Source organism: Streptomyces sp. NRRL S-350, assembly GCF_000719705.1.
Lineage (GTDB): Bacteria > Actinomycetota > Actinomycetes > Streptomycetales > Streptomycetaceae > Kitasatospora.
Genome location: NZ_JOHO01000105.1, coordinates 1 through 13,257, shown reverse-complemented (window position 1 = coordinate 13,257; position 13,257 = coordinate 1). Strand labels below are relative to the sequence as shown.

The following is a 13,257-nucleotide window of genomic DNA, read 5'->3' as shown; positions in this document are numbered from 1 at the left end:
CATGGTCACCGGCGCCGGCCTCGCCTACGGCTACGACGCCGCCTTCCAGACCGGCCCCGTCATGCCGCTGGACCTCGTCCTCGGCGCCGTCGGCGGCGCAGCCGCACCAGGGAGCAGCACCCCGAAGCGCCGCCCCGGCTTCTCCGGGGCCGAGGCGAACGGCTTCTCGGGCAAGGACGGGGCAGCTCCCGAACCGTGGATCTCAGAATCCGGATCGCCGTATGTGGTCGACCGAGGAGGTTCGGGCATCGACCTCCGCGCCGTGAAACTCTATGAGGAATACCGCGGCAGAAGCGACGATGTCATCGAGGTGGCAAAGGAAACGGGTGTCGACCCCCGAATCGTCGACATCGCGAAGGACAATCTCATGGTGAAACGCCACGACGTCCCCGTCGGCCCCGGCGAAGAAAACACCATGAAAGACGTCCATTTCGAACCCGACTGGGAGATCGCGCGACGCTGGAACGCTGCGGTGAAGGGCTTCCACAAACCTGCGGACGTCGATATCCTCCGCGCTGTCATCGCTCACGAGTACGTGGAGGCCAAGCTCTTCGAGGCCGGCCTCCCGTACTTGCCCAGCCATCCGGACTGCTGGGACGGCGCGAGACCGAACGTCCTGCCCGATCATTTCAGCGCCCACCAGCTGGCACCGCGGAGCTTTGATACGCTCGACTTCACGACCGACGGCATGCTCAGTTCGCTCAAGGTCTGGAAGACGTACGGGATCGAGGTTCCGCCCATTCCGATCGCCGACGACCTCTCGAATCTCGATGTCCTGGTCGACGCGATCAAATCCCATCTTCGCGCGAAAGGTCACGACATCAAGTGAGTTCCGACGCTGTGCAGTCGATGGTTGATCGCCTCAAGGCCGTCAACTGGAAGTCGCCCGGCGAGGCCTTTGAGAAGGGCTACTCGCGCGCCGCGCTGATGCAGGAGTATTTCCGGCGAGCCGCACTCTGGATCAACGCCTACGGGGAACCTCGACGGTGGCCCTTCGTCGACCTCGCGGAAATCGTGAACCCCGACATCCGCGCCGACCCCGCGGTGATCGCGGACATCGAGGACTTCATTGACGACGCCTGCGGCTCGTCGTACGCCATGGACGGCGGCTCGGCGGCCGTCCAGTGGGCCGCCCTGACCAGCACGCCAGGGGTGCAATTGCCGCCGCTGCCGGACCCTTACGAGCCCCTGCTGCGTCTCTACGAACGCGGTGGCGTCGGGTTCTCCTTCGCCAACGGCTTCATCGACTTCGGCATGATCATGGTGCCGCGCGGCAACTGGCGCATGCACCTTTCCCCGACCCCTGCCGTCGAGCTGTCCGACGAAGCCCTCGACTCGCTGGACGCGCGCAAGTGGGCCGAAATCAACGCACTGGCAGAACGCAGCAACCAGTCGACCAACCACGGCTGACCCCGCCGGAGAAAGAGCCGCCACGGCATGAGCACGGCGATGACGGACCGCCTGGCCGCCATCAAGTGGACCAAGCCGGCAGAACGCAACGCGCACGCGGCCTCCAGGTCCCGACTGATGGTCGAATACCTCCGCCGGGCCTCGCTCTGGGCCGACCTGCTGGGTGGTCCGCCGGGGTGGCCGTTCTTCGACCTCGCCGGGGCCCTCGCCCCGGAGGTCCGGGTGGATCCTGCGGTCGCCGAGCGACTTGAGGACTGCATCGAGGAGCACATCGGCGGCATCTCGACCGAGAACGGCTGCCGCGCGGCTGTACGTTGGGCAACGCTGGGGGACGCCCCGGGTGTACGACTACCGGACCTGCCGGATCCGTTCGAGCCGCTCATCCTCATGTACGAACGGGGCGGAGAGGTCATCGCCGACGAGAGCCGGGCCTTCGACTTCGCCGGCCGACGAGTACCGATCAGGCCCTGGCGTGGGCACATCTCCGCGGAACCCGCCGTCGCCCTCGACCCCGAGACTCTGGATGCTCTGGATGCTCTGGATGCTCTGGATGTTCTGGATGCTCTGGAACGGACAGAAGGCCACTGAGGCACGGCCCCCGGCCCTTCTGGCGAAGGTTTACGCCTTTCTCCTCCTCGGGTCCGACGAAGTCCCCGTCCCACCCGATTGAGGCTCCCCGGTCAGGGGGTGCTCGCGGCACGGCGTAGCGTTCCCCTTCGATCGGATGTACGACGGGGGTGCCATGGGCTGGCTGAGGAGGTACCGGCAGACGGTGGGGCTGGTGCTCGCCGTGCCGGGCGGGACGGTGGGGCTGGTGCTGGCGGGCACCTATCTGGGGGCGTTCGCCACGTTCGTGTTCGGTGCGGTGTTGGTGGTCGGCTGGACGGTGGCTCTGGTCAGGCTGGCCGGCCGGATGCTCGGGTGCTTCGTGGCGGTGTTCTGTCTGGCCCTGGGTGGGGCGACCACCGCGGCGGTTTCGCTCGCCCGGGACGACGTGATCCTGGGGCTGTCCGGCGTGGACGCCACTGCGCTGGTCACGTCGGCGCGTGACCAGCCGGCGGGCAAGCATCCGAGTTCGACGTACGAGGTGGCCGGCGAGGGGGGCGTGCGGCTCGGTTGGCTGACGCTGGGCCTGCATGCGCTCGCCGTCGGCGACCGGGTGACCGTCCGGTACGACCCGGGGGGCCGGGCGGCCGTGCACCGCCCGGAGGATCTCGCCCTGGCGCGGGACCTGGCGATCGCCGCCGGTCTGAACGCGGTGCTGATGGCCGGGGTCGGCTATCTCGGTGTCCAGGCCACCCGGTTGCGGAGCCGCACGGCTGTCGGGTCGCCACGCCCGGCGTAGGAGCAGGAAGTCGGCCCGGCCGACTTCCTGCCCACTCACGGGCCGTCAGCGTCCCAGCGCCTCGGCCCGGCAGCCCCTCAGCCCAGCAGCGCCGGCAGTTCCGCGACGGATCCGAGCACGTGGGTCGCGCCGTCGGCGCGCAGCCGGGCCTCGTCGTGGGCGCCGGTGAGGACGCCCGCGACCACCGATGCGCCCGCCCGGGTGCCGGTCAGCATGTCGTAGCCGGTGTCCCCGGCGACGGCGATCTGCCGCACCGAGTCGGTGCCCGTGCGGAGGAGGGCGGTGAGCGCGAGGTCCGGGTAGGGGCGGCCGCGGCCGGCTTCGGCGGGGCAGAGGGTGAGGTCGGCGATGGTCTGCCAGCCGAGGGCGTCGAGGATGCGGTCCTGGGTGGCACGGGAGAAGCCGGTGGTGAGGACCACCTTCCGGCCTTGGTCGCGGAGTTCGGCGATGGCCTCGGCGGCGCCGGGCAGGGCGGCGCAGTGGCCGGCGTCGACCAGGTCGTGGTAGGCGGCTTCGAAGGCGGTGTTGGCCCGTTGGGCCTTCTCCTCCTCGCCGAACAGGTGCCGGAAGACGGAGATCTTGGACTCGCCCATGGTGGCGCGGACGTGGGCCAGCATCGGTGCGAAGTCCGGGCCGGCGGCGTCGACGCCGAGTGCGGCAGCGGCGGCGGTGAAGGCCTGCTCGACCAGGCCGTCGTCGGCGACGGTGGTGCCGGCCATGTCGAGTACGACCAGTCGGATGTCGGGTGTCACGGCAACTTTCCTTACAGGTTGGCGAGTTCGGCGGTGGTCTCGGCGATGGCCGGTGAGCAGGTCATGCCGCGGCCGCCTGGTCCGGTGACCAGCCAGACGCCGTCGCGCACGCGCTCGCGGTGGACGACCCGGGTGGTGTCGACGCACTGGGCGTAGACCCCGGCCCAGCGGCGGCGGATCCGCGGCAGCGGGCGGCCGAGGAGTTCCTCGGCGACGCCGACGAGGTGGTCGTACGGGTCCTCGACCACGTCGAAGCCGAAGGGCTGGTCGTATTCGTGGGTGTCGCCGATGGTGAGGCCGCCGTCGCGCCGCTGGACCATCAGCAGCTGCATCTTGTGCTCGGCCGCGATGGCGGGCTGCGGCTGGGTCTCGCGCAGCCGGTCGAGGGCGGTGCCGGCGAAGGCGGGGTAGTAGCGGAAGCTGTCGCCGTCGGCGACGGAGCTGGTGAGGGTTTCGCCGAGCGGGTCGGTCTGCATCATCTGCAGGCGTACGCGGCGGACGGGCAGGTCGGGGGCGAGTTCGCGGACGAGGCCGCCGAGCCAGGCGCCGGTGCAGAGGATGACGAGGTCGCCGGTGTGGGTGTCACCGTGGTCGTCGCGGACGGCGTTCTCGCCGATCACGTCGCGGACTTCGCGGCCGGGCAGGTAGGTGTAGCGGCCGCCGGCTTCGAGGGCAGCGCGCAGCGCGGGCTGGGCGGTGCGGGGTTCGACGGCAGCGTCGCGGTCGCACCGCAGGGCGCCGAGGAGTCTGCCGCGCAGGGCGGGGGCGGCGGCCCGGGTCTGGGCGGCGTCGAGCAGCCGGTAGCCGCGGGCGGCGGCGTCGGGCAGGGTGAGGGCCTGTTCGGCGACGGCGAGTTCGGCTTCGGTGCGGATCGCGGTGAGCGAGCCGTTGGCGCGGAAGCCGAGGTCCGGGACGCGGGCGCCGATGCCTTCCCACAGTTCGCGGGCGCGCAGCGCGGTGTCCAGTTCCTCGCCCTGGGCGCGGCCGCTGACCCAGACCAGGCCGAAGTTGCGCACCGAGGCGCCGCGCGCCTCGGCTTCGCGCTCCAGGTGGACGACCTCGTGGCCGCGCTCGACGGCCTGCCAGGCGTGCATGGTGCCCAGCACGCCTGCTCCTACGACGATGACTCTCATGCGGCCACGCTCGTGCTCCCAGGTGTCCGGGGGGCGTCGGATCGCCGTCCCGTGAATGAACCACCCGAAAAGTTGTATAGCCAACATGCCGACCCTGTCCAGGGCGGCCGGGCCGGCCGGAGCGTCGGCCAGGGCGCCGACCAGGGCGGCTAGGCCCGCGTCACGCGCGCCCGCAGGTAGTTGCGCCGCCCGAAGTTGGGCTCGTCCACCGCCGTCAGCTCCTCCACCTGGAACCGGTACAGCGCCGCCGCCCCGCCTCCGGTGAGGAACTGGCGCCGGACGTCCTCGTCCTGCGCGAAACCGGGGTAGCGCCCCTGGTACGCGGCCAGCGCCGCCTCCGCCTGCAGCCCCCAGGCCTCGCTCGCGCTGCCGGTCAGCTGCAGCCCGCGCAGCTGTTCGCCGAAGACGGGCGGCGGCAGGAAGACGGTGGCCGCGGCCCGGGCCTCCTCGGCCAGGTGGTGACTGTGCCGGGTGGAGCGCTCGCTGACGAAGTAGAGGACGAGGTCGTCGTCGTAGGCGAAGAAGGCCAGGTTGGCGTGCGGCCCGTGTTCGGGGCCGGCCGTGGCGAGGGTGAGCACCATGGCCTCCGCGAGCAGGCCCTCGACGCCCTTGTGCAGCAGGTCGCCGGGCCAGTCCCCCTGCGTGATGTCGAGTCTGTACGGCATTCGGCACTCCCTCCGCCGGTACGTCCCGCGGCGCCCCTCGCGCCCCGAGCACGACTGAGCCGGGCGGGCGCCTCCGGAGGAGGCCCCACACCCGGCTCACATGCTCTACCCGCCACCCCGGCCCGACAAGGGCCGCGGAATCGGCGGGATCCGCTGGATCGGAAGGATCGGCGGGATCGGCGGGATCAGTGCCGCTGCGCCCCGTACGGCGACGAGTAGGCGGGCGCCACCACCGGCAGCTCTCCCGGCCCGAGCAGCGGCCGCAGCGCGCCGGAGCGCATCCGGTCGACCAGCGGTCCGCAGCGTCCGGCGAGCGGCGCGAGCACCACCGCGACGAGCAGGCCGACCAGGGCGCCCACGGCCACGTCGTGCGGGTAGTGCACGCCGACCCAGACCCGGGAGGCGGCCATCAGCACCGCGAACAGTCCGGCGATCCAGCCGAGCCGCCGGTTGACGAACCAGAGCGAGGCCGCGGCGGCGAGGGCGATCACCGAGTGGTTGCTCGGGAAGGACCAGTCGCCGGTGCCCGGGCAGGTCTCCAGCGAGACGCTGCCGGGGATCTGCGCGCAGGGCCGGATCTCCTCGACGAGGCCCTTGAGCACCGAGTTGACGCCGTACGCGATGACCACGATCACCGGCGAGGCCAGTACCTTGGCCATGACCGCCGGGTCGGCGCCGCGCGCCCGCCACCACGCCCAGAGCATGAAGAGCGCGAACAGTCCGAGGCCGAACGCGGACCAGACCTTGATCAGGTCGTCCAGCCAGTGCGGGGCCGACTGCGCCCACCCGTTGACGCGGGTGTAGAGGCTGCCGTCGATACCGCTGCCGTCGTAGACGGCCAGGGCTCGGGAGGGCGTCACATGTCACCTCCGTGACGGGGCGCCTTACGGGCGCGGAACAGTTCGAGAACAATGGGGAGCACGGAGACAACTACTACCAGACCGATGATCGGCAGCAGATACCGGTCGATGCCGGGTACCGACGCGCCGAGGCCGTACCCGGCGAGTACGACGCCGACCGTCCAGACGGCGCCGCCGGCGACCTGCCAGCCGGTGAACGAGCGGACCGGCACGTCGAGCACGCCGCAGAGCGGATTGAGCACCGTTCGGACCACCGGGATGAAGCGGGCGAGCACGATCGCCTTGCCGTGCCCGTACTTGGCCAGCAGTTCCTCGGCCCGTTCGACGCCCTCCAGCAGGCTTCGCCGTTGCGTGCGGCGCAGCAGTGCCCGCCCGCCGCGCCGGCCGATCAGGTAGCCGACCTGGGCCCCGCCCAGCGCCCCGACCAGGGCGGCGGGCAGCACCTGCCACAGTTCCAGCTGCGGCCCCTGGGTGACGCCGGGCACGCACAGCAGCCCGGCGGTGAACAGCAGCGAGTCGCCGGGCAGGAAGAAGCCGACCAGCAGGCCGGTCTCGGCGAACAGCACCACGGCGATGCCGAGCGCGCCGAACGCGGCGAGCAGTGAGGACGCGTCCAGCGGGTTCACCGCGAGGTGAACGGCCGGATCGACGGGGAACTGGAGCAATGCCGGCGGACCTCCCGTACGTTGGGGGGCGGTTCTGCGCGGAACCGGCCCGGGCCGGTGGTGCGCGGCGGAACACACCCCGACCGTCTACAGTCGCGTAGACGGTCTACGTGACTGTAGACGAAACTTGGAGGAAACGCCGCCATGCCCGACGTACCGTCCGCCCGCCGGCCCGCCGGGGAGCTGGAGGCCGAGGTGCTGGCCGCCCTCTGGTCGGCCCGGCAGCCGATGACGCCGCAGGACGTCCAGGCGGCGCTCGGCGGAGACCTCGCACGCACCACGATCGCGACGATCCTGGCCCGGCTGCACGACAAGGGGACGGTCGAACGCACCCGGGCCGGCCGCGCCTACGCCTACACCCCGACCGTCCAGGACACCGCCGGGCTGGCCGCCCGCCGGATGCACACCGAACTGGGCCGCGAGGCCGACCGGTCCACCGTGCTGGCCCGCTTCGTCTCCGACCTCTCCGCCGAGGACGAGCAGTTGCTGCGCGACCTGCTCGGCGACGGCACGGCCGGACTCGGTACCGCGGCGTTCGGCACCGACCCCCTCGACACCGACCCCCTCGGCACCGACCCCCTCGGCACCGACCCCCTCGGCACCGACTCCCTCGACGCCGGGACGCCAGGCACCGGGACGCCGGCCGCCGGGGCACCCGCCCGCCCGGGCCCGGTCGCCCCGGAGCCGGGTGCGCCGGAGCCCGGTGTGCCGCAGCCGGGCACGCCCGGAGCGGCCGACCGATGCTGATCGCCGTCTGGGCCCCGCTGCTGCTGCCGTTCCTGGCCGCCCCGCTGGCCCGCCGCCTCGCCGAGGCGCTGTCGCCCCGGACCGCCGCCTGGACGCTGGCCGGCAGCGCCGCCGTCCTGGCCTGCGGCACGCTCTGCTCGCTGGGCCTGCTCGCCGCCGCCGGGCTGCTCCAGTTGCCGCCGGTCGCCGCCCTCGGCCACCTCTCGCTGCCGTGGCTCACCGCGGCCGCGCCGGACGCCCCGTTCGCCGCCGCCGCGGCCGCCCTGACGCTCGCCGTCGTGACCGTGCTGGCGGCGCGCACCGCCCGGCGTCGGCGGCTGGAACTGCGCACCGCCCGGGCCGCCCTCCCGCCCGGCGACCAGCATCCGGACATGCGCCCCCCGCGCGCCTCCGTGCGCCGTTCGCGCCTCCCGGAGCGGTGGACCGGCCGACTGCGGTCCGCTCTGGCCCCGCTCCGGCTCCCGCTCCGCCTCCCCGAACCCCCGCTCACCGTCCTGGACGACGAGCGCGCCGATGCCTTCGCCCTGCCCGGCCGCCTGCGCCGCCCCGGCCGACCGGCCGAGCCCGGCCGGATCGTGGTCACCGCCGGCATGCTGCGCGCCCTCAGCGGGTCCGAGCGCTCCGCCCTGCTCGCCCACGAGCGGGCCCACCTGGCCGCCCGCCACCACGTCTTCCTCGCCCTCGCCGAGCACGCCGCCGGGGTCCACCCGGCGCTCCGCGCGCTGCGAACGCCCCTCGGGTACCACCTGGAGCGCTGGGCCGACGAGGTGGCGGCGGCCCGGGTCGGCGACCGCGCCGTGACCGCCCGGGCGGTCGGCCGGGCCGCGCTCGCCGCGAGCCGCTCCCCCCGGCCGGACCGGCCGCGGCTGGCCCCGGCGGCCCACTCCGGCCCGGTGCCGCGCCGGGTCGCCGCGCTGCTCCAGCCCCGCCCGGCCGTCACCCCCGGCACCCGGCTGCGGGCCGTCGCGCTGGCGCTGGCCGTCTGCCTGGCCCTGAGCACCGCCGCCACCCTGGAGGCCACCGCCGACCTGCACCGCACCGTCGAGGCGGCACAGCAGGGCGACGCCGCGCAGCACTGAGCCGCACCGCGCCCGCCCCCGCGTCGACGCCCCCGCCCGCGCCTGCGTACCGGCCGGTATTCCGACTTGGCAGACCCCGTCCCCACGGGCCCACCGCACCCGTACGCTTTCGTCAGCGCGTCGGCCCCGACGCGACCTCGAACGGCGGCGAGGAGCGGAACGAGTGCGGCAGACCGGACGGCAGTCCCGACGACCAGAGCGCCGCAACCCGCCGACCGCTGCGGAGCTGACGAGGGTCCACGAGCGCACCCTCACCGACGCCGCCGCCCGGGGGCCGGCCGAACCCGCCTCCTCCGAGGAGGCCGGCGCGCCGGGCCTGCTCGAACCCCGCCCCGAGATCGGCGACTCCTGGGCCCGGCTGCGCCGCCTGGGCCTGGACCCCGACACCGGCGCCGCGACCGCCCTGCTCGGCCCGGCCGAGGTGGAGCGGCGTCGCCGCGCCAGTGGGCTTGACGCAGTCATGCCAGTCCTGCGCCAGACCCTGCTCGAACCGACCGGCGCGGCCCCGCTGATCCTCGCCGTCGCCGACGCCGAGGGCCACGTGCTCTGGCAGGACGGCGAGCGCGGCCTGCGCCGCAGCGCCGACCGGATCGGCTTCATCACCGGCGCCCGCTGGACCGAGGAGAGCGTCGGCACCAACGGCATAGCCGTCGCCCTGCGCACCCAGCGCCCGATGCACGTCCACTCCGCCGAGCACTACCTGCGCAGCCACCACTCCTGGACCTGCGTGGCCGCCCCCGTGCACGACCCCGGCACCGGACAGCTGGTCGGCGCCGTCAACCTGAGCGGCCCGGCGCACAGCATCCGCCCGTACCTGCTCCAGCTCACCGCCACCGCCGCCCGGCTCGCCGAGACCGAACTGCGCGCCCGCCGGCTGGAGGCGCTGCACGAGCTGCGCACCCTGGCCGCCCCGCTGCTCGCCCGGGTCGGCGGCCCGGCCCTGGTCGTGGACGCGGCCGGCTGGACCGCCGCCGCGGCCGGACTGCCGCCGCCCAACCGGCTGCGGGTGCCCAGCGAGGGCTGGGCCCCGGCCGCCGTGCACTGGGTGCCCGGCCTCGGCGAGTGCGTGCTGGAACCGCTCGCCGACGGCTGGCTGGTGCGCCCGGTCCGCTCGCCCGAGCAGGACGGCGCCGGCACCGTGAGCGCCGAACAGGCCGAGGGCGCCCGGCTCCGGCTCGACCTGCGCCGCCCGGACCGCCCCGAGCTGTCCGTCCGCGGCGCGGCCGGGGCCTGGTCCCACCCACTCAGCCCGCGCCACGCCGAACTGCTGCTCCTGCTCGCCACCGGCCGCGAGGGCAGCACCGCCGCCCAGCTCGCCGAGGCGCTGTTCGGCGACGCGGGCCGGACCGTGACGGTCCGCGCCGAGCTGTCCCGGCTGCGCCGCTACCTGGGCGGTCTGCTGGCCCACCGGCCGTACCGGATAGCCGAGTCGGTGCTGGTCACCGTGGACGGGCCGGAGGACCCGTACGACCTGCTGCCCGCCTCGTCGGCCCCGGCCGTCCGGCGACTGCGGGCCGCGCTGGCCACGGGGGCGGCGCGGCTGCCCGGCACCGCGCCCGCCCCGCCGCCGCACGCACCCGGGGGCACCGCGCCCGGCCGCTGACCGCCGTTCCACCGAACCGCCCCACCGACCTGCACCGGCCGCTCCGCCGACGCCCGCCCTCAGCCGCTCGCGAGCAGGGCGGCCAACTGGGCGTCAGTGGGGCCGCAGTCACGCTCCCGCTCCTCGGAGACCAGCGCGTAGGTGCGGTCCAACCAGGACTGCACCCGCGGCTTGGAAACCTCCAGCAGGGCGCTGCCGTGCGGGGATTCGAACGCCAGGTGCAGCGTGGAGCCGTGGCACGGGCAGTACGCCGGCCACAGTTTGACGTCGCCCTGGCCGCTCAACCCGCACAGGCCGTCGCGGAGCAGCTCGCGCGAGAACACCCAGTCGGCTTCGTCCGGGCGCCCCAGGTGGAACGTCAGCAGGACCTCGTACGGGCGGGCCGCGTCGAACCGGAACCGGGTGCGCACCTCGCCGACCACCTCCTCGCCCAGCGAGATCCGCAGCGTCAGCACCTCCTCCACCGCCGCCGGAGCGGCGGTGGAGCCCTCCCCATCGCCGCCCGTGGGGGTGGCGGCGATGGGTGCACTGGAGGCTGCGGACAGCGGGTCGGGCGACATGACGGTCTCTCCGGGAGGGCGCGGGATGTCCTCAGCCTGAGCCACCCGCGCCGGGCGGGCAAGAGTTGCAAGGGGGTTGCAACAACCCCGGTCCGGCGGCCACCGGGCCCCAGCCGCTCGCGCCGGACGGTACGTCAATTCCGCTGCGTCGAACGGATGTCCGGGAAACGGCCGGGAACCGTCCACGGTTCGACCGCTCGCTGGTACGCTCTCCCCCTCCCGGGCGCGGGCCCGCGGCGGACCGGCCCCCGGCGGCCGGAGCCGGGCCCGCCGGCAGTGCGTGGGAGAATACGGCGACGCGACGGCGGCTTCGGGGAGGGAGGGTTCCGGTGGCTGTGCGCGAGGACACCGGGCGGGACGTGCGGCACGAGCCCGAACGGCACGGTCGGCACGGTCGGCCGCGCCCGTTCGGCGGCCGCTTCCGACTGCCCACCCTGCGTTTCTCCGGCGCCGCGATGGCGATGTCCACCGTCGTCGGCATCAGCATCGCCACCACCCTCCTGCTCAACGAGCAGCAGGGGATCGGCCGTCGGGCCGGCGTGGCCCGGGTCGGCACCACCCCGCCGCCCACCCCCGGCGCCACCGACCAGGCCGAGGCGGTCTCCGACCAGCCCTCGACCGCCACCTCCGGCGCCACCGGCCCGTCCGCCGCCCGGCCCCCGGCGCGCCGCCCGTCCGCCCTCCCGTCGGCCCGCCCCTCGGGGGCGGCACCGGTCGCGGCCACCCCGCCCGGCACCCGGCCGACCGTCCCGACGGGCCCGGTCGGCGGCCAGGCCGCGGCCGAACCGGTCACCCCGTCCTCCGGGGCGCACCCCGCCGGCACCGAGGCCGGCGCACCGGCGCCGGCCGGGCCCTCCCCCGCCGCCCAGCCGCAGACCCCGGCCGCCGACCAGCCCGTGCCCGGCGAGTCGCCGAACGCGCCCGGCCTGAAGCCGCCCGTGTCCACCCGCCCCGGACCGCCGCCGGCCGCGACCGTCCCGGGCGCCGGTCCGGCTCCGACCGTCCCGGGCGGCGACCCGGCCGCCCCCGGCACGGCGGACCCCGGCCCGGCGGACCCCGGGGCCGACCAAGCCCTGTCCGGCGTCCCCCTGGTCGCCGCGCTCGGCCGCGACGGCCTGCGGCACGAACTCGGCCTCACCGTGACCGAGCCGGTCACCGCACTGCAGGCGGAATTCCGGCTCGCCCCGGGCGAGTCGGCCCCCGGCACCGGCGCCGCCTGGACCGACCTGCCGGGCGCCGCGGTCACGGCCCAGCAGGAGCGCGGCATCCTGGTCTACCGCTTCACCACCCCGCCCGGCACCGACGTCCGGCCCGGCCACTACACCTTCGGCGTGCGCGGCACCCGCCCGACCGACGCCCCGGCCGTCGACCCGGCCGCGCCCCGCAAGGCGGCCCCGGCGGAGAGTTGGAGCGCCTCCGCCTTCGCCATCCAGCACCCGCGCGCCGTCGCCGCGCTCGGCGCCTTCGGCCCCGTCCCGCCACTGACCGCCACGCCCCGGCCCACCCCGTCGCAGCCAGTCCCGTCGCAGCCTGCCTCGCCGCTGCCCACCCCGTCGCAGCCAGTCCCGTGGCAGCCAGTCCCGGGGGCCCCGGACGTGGTCCCGGCGCCCGGCCTGCCGGCCGCCCCGGCGGCCCCCGCGCCCCGCTGACGGCCGGGCCGCCCGGCGGCCCGCTGTGACAAGGTCTCAACTGTCCGACGATCCGACAGCTGACCTGCCCCGACGGGCGCATCTGCGCACCCTCGTTCGTTACTGTGGGCAGCACCCGGCCGGGCCGCCAACGGCCCCCGCCCGGGGCCGCCGTTCCGCACCCGAGGAGGAGTCCGTGCCCACCGTCCTGACCCAAGGCGGCAACGCACCGCTGACCGCCGCGCGAGTGACCGTCGAGGTCAGCGCGCCCAAGGCGCTGGACGTCTCCGGTCTGCTGCTGACCGACGCCGGGAAGGTCCGCTCGGACGACGACTTCGTCTTCTTCAACGCCCCGAACGGCCCCGGCGTGAGCCACCGCCCGGCCACCCCCGGCGCCGCCGGCGCTCCCGACGCGATCACCGTGGACACCCGGGCCGTCCCGGCGGAGATCACCAAGATCGTGGTCACCGCCAGCCCGGCCGACCAGGCCTCCACCTTCGCCGGGATGGAGCCCACCGCCACCGTCCGCGACGCCGACAGCGGCGAGGTCCTGGTCACCTTCACCCCGCCCCGGCTCGGCCTGGAGACCGCGCTGATCGTGGTCGAGGTCTACCTGCGCAACGGCGCCTGGAAGGTGCGGGCGGTCGGCCAGGGCTACGCCGACGGCCTCGCGGGCATCGCCACCGACTTCGGCGTCAGCGTCGACGACTCCCCGGCCGCCCCGCCCCAGGCGCCGGCCACCCCGAGCGCACCCCCGGTGCCCGCCCCGGCCGGCACCCCTGCCGACCCCACCCTCCAGCTCCCCTCCCC

General features: G+C 74.9%; 13 protein-coding genes and 2 pseudogenes. 9 read left to right on the top strand and 6 right to left on the bottom strand.

Annotation, left to right across the window (positions count from 1 at the left end):
- The 4 genes and pseudogenes from IF30_RS44335 to IF30_RS0138765 form a co-directional block, all read left to right on the top strand.
- A pseudogene (locus IF30_RS44335) lies at positions 1 to 829 on the top strand (hypothetical protein); the annotation flags it as partial.
- Positions 826 to 1,410: a cell division protein SepF gene (locus IF30_RS42675; protein WP_051712183.1), complete on the top strand. Its 585-nt coding sequence runs from the start codon at positions 826 to 828 to the stop codon at positions 1,408 to 1,410. The pseudogene IF30_RS44335 and the gene IF30_RS42675, both read left to right, overlap by 4 nt.
- A 27-nt stretch (positions 1,411 to 1,437) precedes the next feature.
- Complete coding sequence (locus IF30_RS48395; RefSeq protein ID WP_158835903.1) at positions 1,438 to 1,998, top strand: hypothetical protein; 561 nt, start codon at positions 1,438 to 1,440, stop codon at positions 1,996 to 1,998.
- 184 nt (positions 1,999 to 2,182) lie between these two features.
- A complete protein-coding gene (locus IF30_RS0138765; protein ID WP_158835900.1) occupies positions 2,183 to 2,755 on the top strand; it encodes a hypothetical protein in 573 nt (190 codons plus the stop codon).
- Between the two features lie 77 nt (positions 2,756 to 2,832).
- On the opposite strand, the gene IF30_RS0138760 is transcribed toward IF30_RS0138765, so the two are convergent.
- The 5 genes from IF30_RS0138760 to IF30_RS0138740 all read right to left on the bottom strand — a co-directional run bounded on the left by IF30_RS0138760 (position 2,833) and on the right by IF30_RS0138740 (position 6,830).
- Positions 2,833 to 3,507, bottom strand: a complete 675-nt coding sequence (locus IF30_RS0138760) for a phosphonatase-like hydrolase (RefSeq protein WP_030247521.1) — start codon at positions 3,505 to 3,507, stop codon at positions 2,833 to 2,835.
- Between the two features lie 11 nt (positions 3,508 to 3,518).
- Positions 3,519 to 4,640, bottom strand: a complete 1,122-nt coding sequence (locus IF30_RS0138755; RefSeq protein WP_030247518.1) for a TIGR03364 family FAD-dependent oxidoreductase — start codon at positions 4,638 to 4,640, stop codon at positions 3,519 to 3,521.
- 149 nt (positions 4,641 to 4,789) lie between these two features.
- Positions 4,790 to 5,305 (bottom strand): pyridoxamine 5'-phosphate oxidase family protein, encoded by a 516-nt coding sequence (locus IF30_RS0138750; protein WP_030247512.1) that lies wholly within the window; start codon positions 5,303 to 5,305, stop codon positions 4,790 to 4,792.
- Positions 5,306 to 5,490: 185 nt separating this feature from the next.
- Entirely contained in the window at positions 5,491 to 6,165 is a 675-nt protein-coding gene (locus tag IF30_RS0138745) for a phosphatase PAP2 family protein (protein ID WP_051712181.1), read from the bottom strand.
- Positions 6,162 to 6,830, bottom strand: a complete 669-nt coding sequence (locus IF30_RS0138740) for a DedA family protein (protein ID WP_037902750.1) — start codon at positions 6,828 to 6,830, stop codon at positions 6,162 to 6,164. Before IF30_RS0138740 ends, IF30_RS0138745 begins: the two co-directional genes overlap by 4 nt.
- Positions 6,831 to 6,974: 144 nt before the next feature.
- Here IF30_RS0138740 and IF30_RS49995 point away from each other — a divergent pair.
- From IF30_RS49995 to IF30_RS0138725, 3 genes and pseudogenes are all read left to right on the top strand, one after another.
- A pseudogene (locus IF30_RS49995) lies at positions 6,975 to 7,340 on the top strand (BlaI/MecI/CopY family transcriptional regulator); the annotation flags it as partial.
- A 230-nt stretch (positions 7,341 to 7,570) separates the two neighbouring features.
- Entirely contained in the window at positions 7,571 to 8,656 is a 1,086-nt protein-coding gene (locus IF30_RS0138730; protein WP_030247505.1) for a M56 family metallopeptidase, read from the top strand.
- A gap of 163 nt (positions 8,657 to 8,819) precedes the next feature.
- Positions 8,820 to 10,259, top strand: a complete 1,440-nt coding sequence (locus tag IF30_RS0138725; protein WP_234323007.1) for a helix-turn-helix domain-containing protein — start codon at positions 8,820 to 8,822, stop codon at positions 10,257 to 10,259.
- A 59-nt stretch (positions 10,260 to 10,318) separates the two neighbouring features.
- On the opposite strand, the gene IF30_RS0138720 is transcribed toward IF30_RS0138725, so the two are convergent.
- Positions 10,319 to 10,819, bottom strand: coding sequence for an SsgA family sporulation/cell division regulator (locus IF30_RS0138720; protein ID WP_051712179.1), 501 nt, complete (start codon positions 10,817 to 10,819; stop codon positions 10,319 to 10,321).
- Positions 10,820 to 11,148: 329 nt separating this feature from the next.
- Here IF30_RS0138720 and IF30_RS0138715 point away from each other — a divergent pair, with 329 nt between their 5' ends.
- Together IF30_RS0138715 and IF30_RS0138710 are read left to right on the top strand one after the other, a co-directional pair.
- Positions 11,149 to 12,468 carry a hypothetical protein gene (locus IF30_RS0138715; RefSeq protein WP_158835897.1) on the top strand — a complete coding sequence of 440 codons (1,320 nt, stop codon included), beginning with the start codon at positions 11,149 to 11,151 and terminating at the stop codon, positions 12,466 to 12,468.
- 187 nt (positions 12,469 to 12,655) lie between these two features.
- A partial coding sequence (locus IF30_RS0138710; RefSeq protein WP_030247497.1) for a TerD family protein occupies positions 12,656 to 13,257 on the top strand: 602 nt, incomplete at its 3' end.

Bases quoted from the DNA above. Each gene is read 5' to 3' on its own strand.
- IF30_RS48395 (WP_158835903.1), top strand. From the start codon at position 1,438: ATGAGCACGGCGATGACGGACCGCCTGGCCGCCATCAAGTGGACCAAG.
- IF30_RS0138755 (WP_030247518.1), bottom strand. From the start codon at position 4,640: ATGAGAGTCATCGTCGTAGGAGCAGGCGTGCTGGGCACCATGCACGCC.
- IF30_RS0138750 (WP_030247512.1), bottom strand. From the start codon at position 5,305: ATGCCGTACAGACTCGACATCACGCAGGGGGACTGGCCCGGCGACCTG.
- IF30_RS0138730 (WP_030247505.1), top strand. From the start codon at position 7,571: ATGCTGATCGCCGTCTGGGCCCCGCTGCTGCTGCCGTTCCTGGCCGCC.
- IF30_RS0138720 (WP_051712179.1), bottom strand. From the start codon at position 10,819: ATGTCGCCCGACCCGCTGTCCGCAGCCTCCAGTGCACCCATCGCCGCC.